The sequence below is a fragment of the Wolbachia endosymbiont (group B) of Melanostoma mellinum genome (assembly GCF_947251465.1).
Lineage (GTDB): Bacteria > Pseudomonadota > Alphaproteobacteria > Rickettsiales > Anaplasmataceae > Wolbachia.
On record NZ_OX366366.1, the window covers coordinates 436,707 to 453,486 of the forward strand.

At 33.0% G+C, this 16,780-nt stretch carries 10 protein-coding genes and 1 pseudogene; 5 read left to right on the forward strand and 6 right to left on the reverse strand.

The window, feature by feature from the left end:
• Positions 1-30: 30 nt before the first annotated feature.
• The 5 genes from OPR42_RS01885 to OPR42_RS01905 all read right to left on the reverse strand — a co-directional run bounded on the left by OPR42_RS01885 (position 31) and on the right by OPR42_RS01905 (position 9,462).
• Positions 31-1,989, reverse strand: coding sequence for an ankyrin repeat domain-containing protein (locus OPR42_RS01885; protein ID WP_265041547.1), 1,959 nt, complete (start codon positions 1,987-1,989; stop codon positions 31-33).
• Between the two features lie 143 nt (positions 1,990-2,132).
• Entirely contained in the window at positions 2,133-3,572 is a 1,440-nt protein-coding gene (locus OPR42_RS01890; protein WP_264375774.1) for a hypothetical protein, read from the reverse strand.
• Positions 3,573-4,275: 703 nt separating this feature from the next.
• The gene (locus tag OPR42_RS01895) at positions 4,276-4,467 is read right to left on the reverse strand and encodes a hypothetical protein (RefSeq protein WP_264375775.1); all 192 of its coding nucleotides are present in this window, start codon (positions 4,465-4,467) and stop codon (positions 4,276-4,278) included.
• A 272-nt stretch (positions 4,468-4,739) separates the two neighbouring features.
• Positions 4,740-7,967: an OTU domain-containing protein gene (locus OPR42_RS01900; protein ID WP_265041649.1), complete on the reverse strand. Its 3,228-nt coding sequence runs from the start codon at positions 7,965-7,967 to the stop codon at positions 4,740-4,742.
• 583 nt (positions 7,968-8,550) lie between these two features.
• On the reverse strand, positions 8,551-9,462 hold the full coding sequence (locus OPR42_RS01905; protein WP_265041651.1) for an Rpn family recombination-promoting nuclease/putative transposase: 912 nt from the start codon (positions 9,460-9,462) through the stop codon (positions 8,551-8,553).
• Between the two features lie 128 nt (positions 9,463-9,590).
• Here OPR42_RS01905 and wmk point away from each other — a divergent pair, with 128 nt between their 5' ends.
• From wmk to OPR42_RS01920, 3 genes are all read left to right on the forward strand, one after another.
• A complete protein-coding gene (gene wmk / locus OPR42_RS01910; RefSeq protein ID WP_265041412.1) occupies positions 9,591-10,499 on the forward strand; it encodes a WO male-killing family protein Wmk in 909 nt (302 codons plus the stop codon).
• Between the two features lie 190 nt (positions 10,500-10,689).
• Positions 10,690-11,358: a JAB domain-containing protein gene (locus tag OPR42_RS01915; protein WP_264704329.1), complete on the forward strand. Its 669-nt coding sequence runs from the start codon at positions 10,690-10,692 to the stop codon at positions 11,356-11,358.
• Positions 11,359-11,645: 287 nt separating this feature from the next.
• Complete coding sequence (locus OPR42_RS01920) at positions 11,646-12,401, forward strand: hypothetical protein (RefSeq protein ID WP_265041652.1); 756 nt, start codon at positions 11,646-11,648, stop codon at positions 12,399-12,401.
• Positions 12,402-12,612: 211 nt separating this feature from the next.
• Here OPR42_RS01920 and OPR42_RS01925 read toward each other — a convergent pair whose 3' ends face one another.
• Positions 12,613-13,890 (reverse strand): IS4 family transposase, encoded by a 1,278-nt coding sequence (locus tag OPR42_RS01925; protein ID WP_265041416.1) that lies wholly within the window; start codon positions 13,888-13,890, stop codon positions 12,613-12,615.
• Between the two features lie 518 nt (positions 13,891-14,408).
• Here OPR42_RS01925 and OPR42_RS01930 point away from each other — a divergent pair.
• Both OPR42_RS01930 and OPR42_RS01935 read left to right on the forward strand, forming a co-directional pair.
• The gene (locus tag OPR42_RS01930) at positions 14,409-16,163 is read left to right on the forward strand and encodes a reverse transcriptase domain-containing protein (protein WP_214303292.1); all 1,755 of its coding nucleotides are present in this window, start codon (positions 14,409-14,411) and stop codon (positions 16,161-16,163) included.
• A gap of 92 nt (positions 16,164-16,255) precedes the next feature.
• A pseudogene (locus OPR42_RS01935) lies at positions 16,256-16,720 on the forward strand (hypothetical protein); the annotation flags it as partial.
• Positions 16,721-16,780: the final 60 nt, after the last annotated feature.

Here is a 16,780-nt window from a genome sequence, read left to right on the forward strand (position 1 = left end):
CTAATTATCTTAGTTAATATTTAATACCTTCTACCTAGCAATTTCTTCCCTCGAATTAGAAACCCTTCTTAATTCTTCACGTTCTGCCCATGAAACCTTTTTGTTGTTAGACTCGCTTATTACTTCAGGACGCATTAATCCACCAGATCTTTCAAAATATCCCTGTTCAATAGCATCGTAGACCCAGTAATTACCAAGCTCGCAATCATTGCCTAACTCTTCTTCGCGACCTTTGAATTTTTCTAATATTTCTTCTCTATTACTCACTTCTACTATAATTTTGCTTTTATTCTGTACGTCAGGATACAGCCTAACGTCTACATTTCCCAAACTGGTATAGAAAGTTAATACTATATCGCTGCCTTCTGTAAGATCTGTGTAATTCCTTATGCCATCTTCAATTTTAATTTCTACTTCACTATTACCGATCTTTACTATATTTCTTCCACACTTTACATCTCCATCTGTTAGACCTAAATCCCTTGCCCCATCTGTTATCTTTATAATGTCTATTTTACTATCTTTAGAATATTCTAAGTAAAAAACGGAGTTGTCTACTCTTGCATCTTTTAGCTCGCTATTGGTTGCACTTTTTGCGATTTCAATAAACTTATGAGAATTGCTAATATAATCTCTATAAGCTTTTTTTAGGTTAGTTTTATGCTCTTTAAATTCTGATGTCAGTGTGTTAGCATCAACTGTATTACCAAACACTGCCCCTTTTGATACTAATTGACATATTATATTACTAGCAACTTTAGGATTCTTTTCTAATTCACTGATTTTTTTCATCACATAATCGGTAAAAGTGTACTCATTACCTGAAAAGAAATCTTGTGAAAGAGAATAGTTTAATCGTACACCAGACTTTATAGCATCGCTTACAATCTCTTCAAGTTCAGCCATATTTTGAGCTTGAAACACCTTATCAGAAAACTTATTTAACTTCTCCTTTTGATTTGAGGTTAAATTAACGAGTAATTTGCTGACCTGTCCTTTCTTTTGCTGACGATAAATAATATTTTTATCATAATCTAATGCTCCTGCTTCTAGAAATATTTTTCTTAACTCTTGAGCAAGATCTTCATTGTCCCAAGCAAAACGTTCAACATATGAGAACACTTTTGACTCACCCATTCCGTGCCGAATATTTAGCACCACTTTTAGGTCTGAGTCTCTTTTATGCTTACTTAAAAACTCCTTTAAATTTTTAGTGCAGTCTGAATCTAGTGCAAGTAAGTCATACAATTCCTTATTCATCTTTTTCTGTTTATCAGTTAAAAATAATTCTTCTATATTATAGCAGAGTTTATTAGTTGCTATTTGTTGTGGAGTTTTACCCTTTCTACTTGTGATATTAGGGTTAGCTCCTTTTGAGAGGAGAGAGTTTGTATTATCGTAATGACCTTTGGCAGCAGCAAGGCATAATGGTGTTTTTCCTTTATTATCTTGTATGTTAGGATCTGCGCCTGCTTCTAAGAGTAAATCTATAGCCTGATTTCCTATGCGACGAAATCCACCAATCTTTGCTCCTGCAATTGCATGCAATACTGTTGATTGAGATTCTCCTCTTCTGAGGTTAAGAATTACTTTTAAATCTTTATTGTTTTTATTATCATGTAAGAATTCTTCAAGGGGCTCAGTATTATCAAATGAACCACAGTTAGAAGCTAAACATTTTAGAGCACTAAGTAACTTCTTGTTTAAATTTTTTTGACTTGGCGTAAGATCGTGGTCCAGAGCAAACCAAACACAAATTTGTTCATTTAGTCCAAGTTTGCTATCTATTAAAGAAGGTAGTTCATTATGATTTCTAACTGATGGTAAATCTCCTGAGTACCACATATCATTCATCAGCTCATTTAATAAATGCTCTTTAGATGATAGATGTTCTATAATTGATTCATATTCAAAATCAGATGGCTCTGGTTTGGATTTTGGTTTTAGTAGATTGATGATAGATTTTACTATCCCAGTAGACTCACCCATACTTACCCCTCTAAGATACATAATACATTATATGCGATATGTAACATTAAGTCAATAACCATAATCTTTTTACTACTTATGTCGTTTGTTAAGTTTTTATGGTGAGTAATATAAGATCTTTAGACAATCAAGCAGTTTAGCATTTACCCTACAGTACGGCTTGTTGTCTGTTTTGAATTTGTTACTATCTCACACCAACTATTTTTTTTCTTTTCATTAGATAAGGTAATTTTTTCAGAAGATTGACGTAGTGTTTCATGTTTTTCAAAATATCCTCGTTTAATCGCATCATGTACTGAATATCCACCAAGTAAGCAATTTTCTCCTATTTCTTCCTTATCTTTTAATTGATCAAGTTTCTTCTTGTCATCGTCACTTATCTTTACTTCAATTTTATTGTTGTCTTTATCACTAGAACGTAGATGAATACTAATCTTTCCTACTTCAGTAGTAAAAGACATTTCAATGCCACCTTCTAAAACGTCTGTATAATTTCTTTTTCCTCCTACATTTTCAACTCTTACTATACTCTTTCCAACATGAAATATATGATGTCTAAAACTTAAATCTTTCACTTTTGGATTATTTATAACTTTTGCAACCTCAACAGTGCTATCTTGCGAATATTTTACATAAAAATATCCATTATCCATTTCTACGTGTAAAGCTTTGCCTTGGGCACTACTGTTTATAATACCTTCATCTGCTACACTTTTTAGCTTGTTATCGATTTCTTCACGTTCTGCAAAAATCTCATAACTGAACCCATAAGTTGCATACAATAACTTATCATCATAAAAGGAACTGCATTTTACTCTTCCACCTTTTAATAGTAAATTACTCATGATATTGCGTATAATACCTATATTTTTATCATCTGATACACCCTCGTAGGCAGGAATATCTCTTATTCCCTTAGAAACTAAACTTGTTATAGTCTCACTATCGTCTGATAAACTCTCATAAGGTGGTAATCCCTTATGCTGTCGTATTCTATCAGGGATATTTCTTATTTCCTTAAAAATTAAACTTGTTATAGTATACTTATCATCGTTATATTTTGAATTGAGTCTTATCCCTTTTTGCAAATATTTATTTGTTATGCACTCTATACGCTCTAAAGCAGTGTTTGTAAAATTTTCATGCTTATCCCTATAACCTTGATCATTTTTTGCTACTACATCTTTTAACTCTTTACGAAATTCATCAATTAGACTTCTCTCACTTTCAGTCAGTGGTAGATCTAGCTTAATTAAAGCAGAGTCTCTTGGACTAATAGGGTAATTTTTCCAATATAAATCAATATCATCAGTTTTACTCTGATACGACAATGTATGTTTTACACATGTGTCAACAGCCTCCCTAGTTTCATGTCTCTGATCAAGGTCATAACATTCCGAACGATTACTTATTCCTTGGAAAAACAAACTATAATCACCTAAATCTGCTACGTCATTTTCAGGAGTTGGTCCCTCATTGCTATTACGCTCAATTTTTGAATGCCATGGCTCAGTATTTAATTCCTCTCCTAGCTTTTGTTCACTGATAGATTCTACAACATATTTTACTGACTCTGTAACCATACTACCTCCTAGCCTAGATATAGAATATATTATGTACAATATATAATATTGGTCAAGCTAATTTCAACACAATCTTTTTACTACTCATATTTTTGTTAAGTTTTTATGGTGAGTAACAATGGAGTATGTAGATAGGTTAAAAGTTGCTTATGACTGCAAATTTGAGCTAATTTTACTATAGATTAAAATAGTTAAGACCTATACTTGATATCACTACTATAAGAGCATGATGAATTATACTTTAAAGGAGTACGGAAACTGCTGAAGCTTATACAGTAACCTGCGGAGCCACTTCAGCAGAATAAACAAATACATGCCAATATTAGTAGAGAACTATTTACAGGTCAACTAACTTTTTCAAAACATATTTTAGTGAAAGTACCATGCTAGTTAGTGTTATAAAAAATTCAATTGTTTACTCCTTCAAAAAAGGGCGTATCTTTGTGAGAACAAGCAGCTTAAAAATAAGGTTATAAAAATAGAAGTTTGAAATCTTTGCAATAAAGTTAGGCAAAATAGTTCGTATGTAGATGTGGGTGAAATGCGCTAATATGGATAGTTTTAGCGTATAATAAAATTACCGTATAAAAAAGTTCGTACGGTACACATGGTAGTCCAACTCATCCCAAAACAAACTCTTCTCACCGCCCTTGGTTTTGGTTGCTGGAAATGGTTATTTTATTTAAGTTCTTAGTAAAACACATTAATAAATCAACATTACTCCACTTGCAAATGTATAGAATGCAATTCTTTTTATTAACACTTGTATAGAAATATTCCAAACTTCCCTATAACTTTTTCTGGCTAAGGTAACTACGTTCTGCAGTAAATATTGGACATATACAGCGCATCTTACGTTTAAATTATCTGACACCCCAAAAGTTAAGAAAGACATTTTGAATGGAACACAATCATACCATCTTAAACTAGCCGACTTAAAGAAGATACATCTGTCATAGAGCAAGCAATTTGAGATTTTTTATAGTCAAGGGATCGTTATTTGTTGGAGCAACATCAACTATGGTACTATATGACCACTCAACATAAAACCGCTGCAAAACTATATAGAATTTACAAACCCATTACTAGTGATATGGTAGGAAAATGAAATTAGTATAGTACTCCCTACCACACACTTATAAGGCCTTAACAAAACATTGAATTTTACTACTTACCCTTAGAACTACCTGCAGAATTAACCCGAACTATATCAAGGGCTTCTGTTATTTTAGTAGATACTCCATCTTTTTCAAGATCTATATCTTCCATTTTTTTTAATTTCTCTTGTTTATCTTTTAACAAATCATTCAGATTCTTGTGCATAGTGTCATCTCTTTCCAAAGACCCTCGTGCCATTACTATTGCACCTGTCAGTACTTCACATTCTTTTATTTTTAATTCTTTATAGCTATCCCTACTTTTGAACTTTTCATTATGAATTGCATCAAGAAGAGTGACAATATTATCAAATTTACCTTCAAGAATATACTCTCTCATTAATGATTTTTCTGCCTCATAAAAAGCAGTTCTTGATGTTTTACCACCTCTTATTTGGTCGTCACCTTTCATTAGGTTATTTTCCACCCATTGTGTAATCAAGTCAGGGTTATTATTATTCACTGCATCACATAAGAAATCTGAGTGTGCTTCTTCAAATGCCATCTGTAAATTACTTTTACGTTTTTTCATATAACCTCCTATATGTATATGTTCCTTAACGCCTTCTCCTTTTAAGAGTTGCTCAATATTAGTGACAACTCCTTCTTTTGGTAGTTCTGTAATATCACTTCCATCGATACCACCTTCTCCTGGCAGTTTTTTAGTGTGACTTTCATCTACAATGATACTGCTTGCTTCAGAAAAAGACTGATTTTGTTCTTGATATTTTTCAAGTGTTCGATTTACCCAATCATCATTTAGTACTTCTCCAATTCTTTCGTGAAATGGCGCATTAATATAGTCTTGCTGTACTAAATTTATAAAAGAATTTAGTACCTCTTGCATTCCATTTCCTAATCCTTCTTCCACTGCACTTTCCATAAAACCATCCTTCAAGTACCTGTATGGCACTAGATGAATAATAACATGAGAAACAATTTTACTAGATAGTATTTTTCCTATTAATTTATTAGCCATTCCTGAACGAAATATTGCTTTATCATTATAACCTTTTGCTTCATTTATTTTTAACCTTCTATATTCATCTCCTTCTTGTAGTAAATATTCTGCTTCTCTTATACCACCAGCAGAAGGATATACTTTGATAGCATCCCCTGCCTCTCTTCTTGGCGCTAATACTCTTTTTTCCAACGGTTTAAAATCAAATACTTCATACAAATGTTTTGCTACATGATTATAAAGAACATCATTTAGATTATTTTTATTAATCTTCCCATTATAATTACCTAAATCTTGACTATGTGTTCTAATAGTAGAATTACACTTTTCATTATAATCATCCAAATATTTCTTACTTTCTTTTTCATTGATATTATATGAAGTAGTTTTTAGTAAAGAATTTAAAACACTCAACACACATGCTGTTCTCTTTACTATATATCCTTCATTATTCACAATTCTAATACGAAGATTATAATCTTCGACTATCTCTTGAGTGATTTCGTCATGTAGCAATACACTAAACACCTTTGCTTTAGGTTCTTTTGCATCGTTTTGGCTCTCATATAAACGAATTTCTTCTGATAGAGTATTACCTTCTTCAGGAAAAGCAGCATGTATGTCTTGATTAAACATAGTTAATATTATTCTGGCAACTCCCTCACACATTATTGTAACAGTGTTTATATCTTCTGCAGCTAATCCATCAGTTAGATAATCAATTCCATGACTTATGTATTGTCTAAGTCTTGCATTAAAACCAGTGCGAGCTTCTTTTATTTCTTCTTCTGTAAAAATTTTTTCTTTGTTAATGGTTTCGATAATCTCTTTATCGTATATTAAGTGATATCTATTGCGTTGTCCTTTTTTAGTTTTAGTCGTGAGTTTAAATTTATTATGTTCATCAGAAGAAATAATATTATTTTGTCGAAGTTGATCATACTGTCCTTCTGTCAAACACAAACCTTCTCTGCTTATTATTAGTGGAGTCATAACTTGTTCTACCATGTTTTTCACATGTAATATGTAGCCACCTTTTTCTTTTACTTTCACCGCACTTTCAATAGCACTCTTTATCGAAGAATATGGTATAACATGACGCATTTGTTTTGTAGAACTTCCCAATACCTTTGGACGTCCTACTACAGCGATTTTAGTATCATCTTTACTATCAACTATAATATCTACTAGCACATCAGGGCTCATCTCTATTTTAAGCAGATCTTCTAAAAACTTATACGCGTAAGCCTTATCATGTCCTCTAGGTATATTTCTTCGGGTAATTGGTGTAGAAGTATGTGGAGGAGAAAAAGGAACATTTAATGCCTCAAATCTATTACATGGACCTTTCACATTTTTAGGAAATTCTTGTTTTTTAGAAAACGGTTTACAGACTAATCCTCCATCTTTTCTTATGAACATTTTATGCTCTTTAAATGCGAATGATTGGCCGCTGGGTAGTGCGTTTTTCATCAATACCCTCTCCCCTTCACTGAATCTTGAGCCAGAAATGTTTTCCGTACGAGAAATAGTGTAGCATCTTACAATCTGTTGATCCTGTGAATCTTTTTCATTAGTGAGAACAGCAAACTTTAAACGTTCTTCTTTAGTGCCATTTTGATTATTAGAATAACCCAAATAAATTCCTTTACTGTCTGCAAAGATATTGGCAAAATGGAAAGACTCGCCAAGGTAACCTTCAATATCTTTTTTAAGATCATTAAGAGGCTCATCACTTCCTCTGGAATTTTGTTTTCTCAATACTGGCTCAAAGTGACCAGTGCCTTGATTGACTAAACGTATAGTATCACTAGCATCGTAACCATAAGGATCCAAACCACGATCATGAACTCCTTCACTATCTACTAGAACATAATTATATTTGTCTGCACCTTTCTGCATTTCTGCAACATATAATTTTACACTATAATGTCCACAAAGTATCCTACCTTCAATGTCAGAATCACCCCATACTTTACTCTCACAAATCTCTCTTACATATTGATCTATATCTTCAAAACTTCCTCTATCAGGATCATTATGCTCTACAAGTTTTCCTTTAATAGCATTGCGAAACCAATTGTAACTTTCATCTGATGGATTACCTAATGCTTTTGATGCAAAATCTTTACACATTCCACGCAATGCTTTGACAGTTACATCTATACTCTTTGTTTCTTCTAGTCCTTGCCTGAATGAATCAAAGAAACAATCCCCTCCAGCAGCTGCTTTTCCTGCACGAAAGCCTGAAGGCAAACTTGACTCATTTTCTTGCATAAACACCCTCACAAATAAACATATAAAAACTTACTTCAACCAATACAACAGCGAAACCACTATCATACAGTCAACACCACGATTAATTAATTGCTTCTAATACTGTAAGCCACTTACTTATAAAAGCATGATATCAACTATGCTTTTATTGTCAAAAATTATTTGACTCAAACAAGGATAAAAATTTTATTTAGGTTTATATCTTTTATAAAAGTGTAACTGTGGATAAGTTCTCTAATTGCATGAAAATCAATAATATTTTTTTGTATCATGAAAAATATTTTTTGATGTAAAATTCAGCTCTAATACAACCTTTTATTTACTAAAGCATCGTATTATCTTATTCAATCAAAAGGTATCCGTTCAAGCAATTGCGTTAAGTTAAGGAAAGATTGTCTAATATAGCAAAATTTAAAATGGGTGTTTTATTTGTTACATTTATTTTTTAGAGCATTTTTATCTAGAGTAATCTATATAACCACTAACCTTATTAATTACTATCTAACGTAGTTTTTCCATCCCATTTTTTCTTTATGCTACTTTCCCTTAACTTGATATATATGCTTTTTTGAACATTTCCGTATTAATCCTTTAATTTTCGGATCTCATCTAAAGAGAGGCCAGTGATTTCAGCGATAACATCTATAGAGACACCGGCCTTGAGTGAGTTTTTGGCTACTTCGATTTTACCTTCAATTTTACCTTTTTGATGGCCGATTTGGATGCCTTCTTGTCTACCTTCTTGTCTACCTTTTTGAGTGGCATCATCGAGTTTTTGAGCAAGGACAGCCTGTTCATCACGAATACGCTTGATCTCTTGTTCATAGGCAATAAATTCTTTTTCTGACCAGTTGAACCTATTTAGTTCTTCATATGCTCTTTTAATTATTAAATCACTTCCTATTATTCTCTCTAGCTCTTCTTCACTAGTTTCGTCTGCATATCTAAAGAAGTAGACCCATTTTTCAACTATACTTGAAAGCTGATCTTCTTTAGTTTTTGGAAATTTAGGCAACTCAATAAATATGAAGTAAAAATCTTTTAAATCATGTTCATTAGTATTTTCATCGCGAATAGTATGCTTTGATTTGTACTCAGACTTATCAGGAAATAAAATACAATCTGCTATAGCAATAAAGATAATTTCCTTAAGGTCATGGTATTGATCACCCTTACTAGCTTGTCTTGAATAAGCTTTAGCTGCGTAATATTGGGCACGTTTTTCAAAGCCTTTGGTTTTAGCGACCTGCATTTCGACTATCACTTGCAGCCCATTTTCATCTCTACAGAGAACATCAACAATGCTTTGTTTTTTAGAAGCAATATCAGGGTCTTGAATAGTACTTAAAAACTCTATATCCTTTATTGTACTTTTGCCAGTGAAGCCAAGAATATCATTAAGAAAGTGAATAAGGATATCTTTATTTTTTTCAGTACCAAAGATACGCTTAAACGATATATCATTCTTGGGATCGAGAAACTTAGAAAGAGCCATGATAAATTAACCTAGAAAGCATTAATAATTATACACAATTCTGAAGAAATATTCAACTAAAATTCAAACATAAAAGTTTTTGTATATCTTTATTTGGTAGTATTAACCTATATAATATCTATTTCTGTATGGCAAAGTATACTACTGTTTCCATAAGGTACCAAATAGCACAAAGAGCAAGAAGCTGGAGATTAAAGAGAAAATATACCCTGAAGGATTTAGTAGGCAAAACAGGCATAAACTATCATACGCTGCTAAGATATGAGCAAGGAACATGTGGCATTCCAATTGAAAGGCTAAAAGTGATAGCAGAAGCGTTATCAATTCCTATTAGAAATCTATTTCCTGGGCGAAAAGTACTAAAAGAAAGTAGTTGTTTCGAGAAAGCTAAGACCGAGGAAATGTATAATTTTATAGAAAAAACAGGAGGACACAAAGCAATTTATGCATTAACCAAATCTATCCGAGCTGAGGAAGAAAGTAATATAAAAGCAGCAAGAATAAGAATTGCAAGGAATCTAGTTAAGGCAGGGTTTGATAATGACATTATCTATCGAGCAACAGGCTTATCAACGGAAGAATATGCTGATAAAGAGAGATACGAGCAAAACGGAGGACAAGAGATAAAAAAGTGGAGAATAATAAAAGGATATACACAAGAAGAATTAGCGAAAAAGCTTAATATAGGGCCCTCACAGATACATCACTATGAACAAGGTAGTGTTACCATTTTAAGTGAAAGATTATGGGAAATAGCAAAAGAATTATCAGTGGATGTTGAAGATTTGATAAAGGAATATAAAGAAAATGATTGCAAAGATGGTGAAGGAGAAAATGAATTATTAAGTTTGGCAAGAGAATATAGAAAAATTGACAATCAGGAATCACGAGATGAGCTGGATACATGGGTAGAATTTTTCTTGCAAAGAAAGCAAATTTACAAAGAGAAGATTGATAAAGTAGAGGAAATGAAAGTTACAAATAATTTACTTCAGTTAGGTTTTTCTACTGATGTTATTTCTAGAATAATTGATTAACAACAACCTTTTTACATAACTTGAAAATAAATATATATATTAATATCTTTTCCTATTCATGAAAAAATAAGTAAAAAAGATTTAAAAATTGATTTGACTTCACTCGGAAGCTATGGCTCTATGCCAATGCTGATAAAAAAACAGCAGTAAATAATTAAAAACAATTTGTTATTAACGAGGAGTATATTTTATGAATAATAGTGAAAAACTTACAGAAGAAATAGAGAGAGTATTACAGAGTGGAGGAGGAAGTGCTCTATTTGATCGTGAGATAGTGTCAGTGCTTCTAGGAGCAGTTCACGACAGAAAGCAAGCACAAGATGTTACTAAAACTCTAATGGATAACTGCCCAGGAATAGGAGAAATTTTGGGACGAGAAATCGATGATCTGAAAATGATAGAAGGAATGACCGAACATGCAGCCGCAGCAATTGAATGTGTTAAAGAAGCTTATAAAAGAGCACTCAGAGAAGGGTTAAAGAGAGGCCCTGTAATGGATAGCCAAGAAAAGCTGATAGAGTATGTAAGGGTAAACATAGGCTTTTCAGCAAAAGAAGCTGTCCTGATAATATATTTGGATAAGCAGAACCGTTTGATAAGAGATGAAGTGTATTTTGGTACAATAGATGAAGTACACTTATCTGAAAGGAAAGTGGTAAAAAAGGCGTTATCAATGGAAGCAGCATCGATAATATTATCTCACAATCATCCAGGGGGGAGTTTAGAACCATCAGAAGATGATAAAGTAATGACTAGAGAATTAGTATCAGCATGTCAAGGAGTGGGAATTGAGTTAGAGGATCACATTATTATGACAGACAAAGGATATTGCAGTTTTAAGGAAAGAGAGCTGTTATAAACCAAATTTCAATTGCTTGAGAAGTTTGGCTACACAATGAAATATAAAATCAAGTAGCAAAAAGACTTAGTCAAGAATCTGTATTGGAGAATTACAAAATATAAAAGATCTTTGTATAGTTTGTATATTAAGTTGTAGTTAAAGAATAAAAGTCCTGATAAAGCTATTCTTTTATTATAAATAGTTGCAGAATATACAAGATCTTTTTATAATTTGCGTATTAAGTTAATTATAAAGCAATAAATTGCTCTATAGACTTGAATAATATGCTTAATATGAGAGGTTATATGACTACTAAAAAAGCAGTATCATTTGATGATATGGATGGAAATACTTATGAGTTAATCATTGATTCTAAAAAGTTACCAAAAGGACTATATAGTGCTATTAGGCGTACTAGCAAAAAAAATCAGCAGCTTATACTTTTAGACGAGACTGATCCGAAAATATTTGATGATAAAAGCAGGTTTGAGAAGCCTGAAGGTGTGCCTTCCCCTAGCGATGTTTCTGAAAAATCAATCAATCTTGGAGAAGGACGTGAGGTTTATAACAAAAAATCTTCAAATCGTCAAAATCCGTTTATTCCATCTTTAAGCAAGATAGAGCCAAGTGCAAGTGAAAATGCAGAATTGAGGTGGTTTAAAAGTAGAGTGGTAAAGGCAAAAAGCGTAGAAGAACTGAACAAGACTATAGACCAAGCACTAAGTGCTGGAATCAGGATAAATGCGTATAGCGAAGGGCAGAAGAGTTTTGCTGATACAGTAATATCGAAAATGCCTTTGATCAAATGCAAAGAAAATGAGAAGGAAGATATAATATGTGAATTGATGCTAAATGGAGCAATATTCAGTTACGATCTATTGCAGGATAAGGGAATAAGTGAAATGCATAACAAACTCTATCAAGAGATTCGTCCACAGATAGATGAGTGGCTTAAAGAACTGAGAGAAATCGGTGAAAGTGCTATTGAAAATGAAGGAATCATAGAAGACGTGGAAATAGATAATAGGATGTTTGTGCGACCCGAAGTTGCGATTTTGTGATGGTTAGATTCCATCCACTGCCATTAAGTTAAGGGAAAGAGAAGTTAAGATTGGACAAAAAATTTGAAGTGATTGATAATTATGGTAAATACTAGGGTGAATTTTTAAGAAAAGGGAGTCTGAAAAGTGCAAGTTATTTAAAAAAGTAATAATTGCAGGTTATTTTGCAAAGAATGTACTAATGCAATGATACTGAAAAGATATCTTGAATTTAAAACACATGTTTTCTAGCTCTTTTCTGGTAGTTGAGTGAACGAATATCAGATATCTTATGACGATCAACTCTTCTCCCTTTTCTCACCACTAAAGTGTTCATCAAAAATAACTGTGATAGTCGATACATAATGCAGTCTATGTCTGACTCTGTAGAAAAAATATCAAAGGCTAAGTTTTTAATCGCATTAAATGAGACAGATTTATTGATGCTTTTTTTTAGTTTACTATTCTGTGAGCTCAATGTCTCTTCATCATCTTCTATCATGATACTTTCTAGATTACTGATGAAGATAGTTGACCAAAAATCCTGCTTGATAGTTTCAATACTTTTTCCTGTGAAATTCTCTAAATTTAATCTTCCCTTCAGCCTAGAAAAAAATGTTTCTACTCCCCAGCGCAAGTAATATAATCTCTCAAACTCTTCAACTGTAAAACGTTTCTCATCTAACAGAGATGTTACTAACACTTCAACTTCGCCAGAAGAAAGTATTATTTTGACTAACCTGAATTTCATCTCATCAGGTAATCCTAGCTTTCGTAGCTGTCTTGCTACTTTAATAGGTGCGGTAGACACTACCACCGTACTAGATGGGCTTTCCGGCTTAAACATAGTGTTTATTTCATTGAAAGACGAACTTGAACAGCGAATTATATAATTGATTTTCCTTCCTGTAAGCTCAGCAAGAAATCGATAAGATACGTATCCTCTATCACAGATTAACAAATCGTCTGATTTTATGGATTCAAGCATACCGATTGCTAAATCAACCTCATAGCTGTCACCTCTACTTAGCACAGATTTTATTGCAATATTATTTAGCACATCGTAGCAAACTTCAAAGGTTGCACTTGTATAGTCTTCAAATCTCTGGATTCCATTCCATACTGCTCTTGAGCCAAACTCACCTATTATTTTGTCGCTCTTTGGCAGAATCAGTATTGAAGCATCAAATGCAAGTACTCTGAAGCCATGGTGGGTTTTAAATTCCTGATCTTGGTAGTATAGGGAAACTATATCATCATTTAACTCTGAAAACGCAGTATGTTTTAGCTTCTTTCTTGCTTGAGTAAATGCACTTGCCGTAATTGTATAATCTTTTCTTGTATGCAGAACAAACTCATTAAGCATCACTTGTAATGACTTTACACTCTTTCTAAAAATCAGGAGAAATACATTAACGAAGGGCAGCTTTCTTTTTCGTGAGAAGTCTTTTGAGGATGCTCTGTGTGCGTTTATAAAGTTTAAACTCATCAATTTATTTTTTATAAACATGATTATTCTTTTTTTTACTCATGTCATTACTTCTTTTAATTTGTGAATCTTACCTGATTTTATAATACAGTTCATCACTTTTCCTTAACTTAATGGCAGTGAGATTCCATCTTCCCTAGACATCAGGGATAATGTATGTCTCACATTTTAAAGAATGGCAACCTTTAGGATGCAAGCATGAGATAAAAGCAGGTAATGCTAAACCTTATAGCAAACTCCTGCAAACAGAGTTAGATATGGTTACGAGAGAAACTTATGATTGAATTGTCGTTATATTGAATATGCGAAATTAAGGTTGTTTTACGCATAGACCAAAATGGTATGAAGCATACGAGGAATTAAAGTTAGATGTCTTTGATTATAGATGTTCTCAGCTTCCGGTAAAAAGTAAGAACCTAAGTCTAACACGAAACAAAATCGTGAAACGGGATAACCATATAGGTGCTCTTATATTCATTTGAATGTAAGTAGGCAGCCAGCCATAAGCACTTACATTGGAGGGATTGTCCAAGAAGCTAATGCCCAAAGTAATATTTGGGATATGCAGACGTGGACACTATAATTTGGAAGGTAAAGTGGTGAATAGTAGTAAATATGTTATAGACCAACAATTTGTTAGGTATGAATGGAATACAATTCCTTGGCGTAAAGTTGAGAAATTTGTATTTAAGCTACAAAAGCGAATTTACCAAGCTGCAATATGTAATGATAAGAAGAAGGTACATAAACTTCAAAGATTATTACTCAATTCAATAAGTGCAAAACTACTTGCTGTCAGAAAAGTAACTCAAGATAACAGAGGGAAGAAAACTGCAGGTATTGATGGAAAAGCAAATCTTAATCATAAAGAAAGATTGCAATTAGCATATTCTTTAAATGTTAGAGAAAAAGCGAAACCATCAAAACGTGTTTGGATTCCAAAACCTGGAAAACCAATAGAATATCGCCCTCTTGGTATACTTACTATCTCAGATAGGGCAAAAGAAACACTTATGAAAATGGCACTAGAGCCAGAGTGGGAGGTAGGATTTGAACCGAACATGTATGGTTTTAGACCTGGTAGGTCATGTCATGATGCTATTGAAGCCATATTTAATTCACTGAATTGGAAAACAGCGTACTGTTTAGATGCTGATATTTCTGGATGTTTTGATAATATTAATCAAAATGCTCTGTTGGAAAAACTTAACACTACACCAACCTTTAGAAGAATTATAAAAGGATGGTTAAGAGCTGGAGTAATGGAAAACAGAAAATTTGAATCCACAAAACGTGGTACAATTCAAGGAGGGACGATCTCACCGTTACTTGCTTGTGTTGCATTAAATGGATTAGAACAATATATCAAAGAAACGTTATGGAGTGAACTTCTTCAATATAGGAAGATGAAATGTGGTGTTGCAAGCAGTAGAGAAGCAAAAAGCTCATTAAGTGTAATTTTCTACGCAGATGACTTTATCATCATACATGAGAGTAAGGAAATCATTCTGAAGGCAAAAATGATAGTTGAAGAATGGCTCAAAACCATTGGACTAGAATTGAAACCTTCAAAAACAAAGATTTCTCATACTCAAAATGGAGAAAAGCCAGGATTTAATTTTCTTGGTTTCTCAATAAGGCATTACTCTACGAAAAATAATAAGAGGGGTTATAAATTATTAGTCAAACCAAGTCGTGAATCCAGAAAACAGCATACACTCACTATAAAACATAAGATTAGAGGATTAAGAGGATCAACACAAGAAACAGTAATAAGACAGCTTAACCCAATTACTAGAGGGTGGAGCAAATATTATTCTTCGGTTGTGTCAAACAAGACCTTTAGGTTTATTGACAGTGTAATGTTTAGAAACATCTGGAAGTGGGCAGTCTACAGGCACCCAACCAAAGGAAAATACTGGATTAAAAATAAATACTTTAAAAAGTATAAAAACGATAATTGGCGATTTATGACAAATAACAAAGTTCTTCTTATTAAGCACGGAGATCATGCTATTAAAAGGCATGTCAAAGTGAAAGGAACCAAGTCTCCATATGATGGCGATTGGGTTTATTGGGGTAATCGTTTAAGGAAGATACCAGATAAACTACCAAGAGTAATAAAATTGTTGAAGTTACAACAAGGTAAATGTGGTCATTGTCAACTTTGGTTTAAAAATGATGATATCTTAGAAACACATCATATTGACCGAAACAGACGTAATAATATGAAAAAGAATTTATCCTTGTTACATGGACATTGTCACGATGAATTACATAGAAAGTGTGCATGACAAGCACCAAATTATAGAGGAGCCGTATGAGGCGAAAGTCTCACGTACGGTTCTGAAGTCGAGTGGGGAGAGGCGACTTTTCCCACTTAGATAACTATATAGAATTTTCTGATAATAGCAAGGTAGAGGTAGCAAAAATACTGAGAGAGTTAGGAAGTAATATTTTAAAAATTGGTAATAATGCAGTTGAGGTTAAAAGTGAGAAGGGAGGTATAAGAAACTATACCGATATGTCAGATGGAAGCTCTATTGTATTAGAATTTCCTACAAGCGCTGGCAAGCTAAATATCATATTGTACCAAGATGCAAATCAGGTGCAAGTGAGAGTAGAAAACAAGGAAATGTGGGCTGAGTTACAAAAAAGAGGCGAAGAAATAGGAAAAAATTGCCTTTTTGGAGGAGTGAAACTTCAAGAAGCAGTAGAGAAAGGTAATTTCACTAGATGTGGCATATGGAGTGAAAAGTATGCTATAAAAGAGATTGGCAATGATGAAGTATTGTCTTCATGGGTAGATAGGGTATGTGGAGGTAGTAAAGAAACCTTTAGGGAACTTTAATTCATTTATTTTAAGGTTCCAGAGTTTACTGGAGCCTTTGAGCTATAGTAGAAAATATTA

Coding starts and splice junctions, on each gene's coding strand:
- OPR42_RS01885 (WP_265041547.1), bottom strand. CDS start 1,989: ATGGGTGAGTCTACTGGGATAGTAAAATCTATCATCAATCTACTAAAA.
- OPR42_RS01890 (WP_264375774.1), bottom strand. CDS start 3,572: ATGGTTACAGAGTCAGTAAAATATGTTGTAGAATCTATCAGTGAACAA.
- OPR42_RS01895 (WP_264375775.1), bottom strand. CDS start 4,467: ATGTCTTTCTTAACTTTTGGGGTGTCAGATAATTTAAACGTAAGATGC.
- OPR42_RS01900 (WP_265041649.1), bottom strand. CDS start 7,967: ATGCAAGAAAATGAGTCAAGTTTGCCTTCAGGCTTTCGTGCAGGAAAA.
- OPR42_RS01905 (WP_265041651.1), bottom strand. CDS start 9,462: ATGGCTCTTTCTAAGTTTCTCGATCCCAAGAATGATATATCGTTTAAG.
- wmk (WP_265041412.1), top strand. CDS start 9,591: ATGGCAAAGTATACTACTGTTTCCATAAGGTACCAAATAGCACAAAGA.
- OPR42_RS01915 (WP_264704329.1), top strand. CDS start 10,690: ATGAATAATAGTGAAAAACTTACAGAAGAAATAGAGAGAGTATTACAG.
- OPR42_RS01920 (WP_265041652.1), top strand. CDS start 11,646: ATGACTACTAAAAAAGCAGTATCATTTGATGATATGGATGGAAATACT.
- OPR42_RS01925 (WP_265041416.1), bottom strand. CDS start 13,890: ATGTTTATAAAAAATAAATTGATGAGTTTAAACTTTATAAACGCACAC.
- OPR42_RS01930 (WP_214303292.1), top strand. CDS start 14,409: ATGCCCAAAGTAATATTTGGGATATGCAGACGTGGACACTATAATTTG.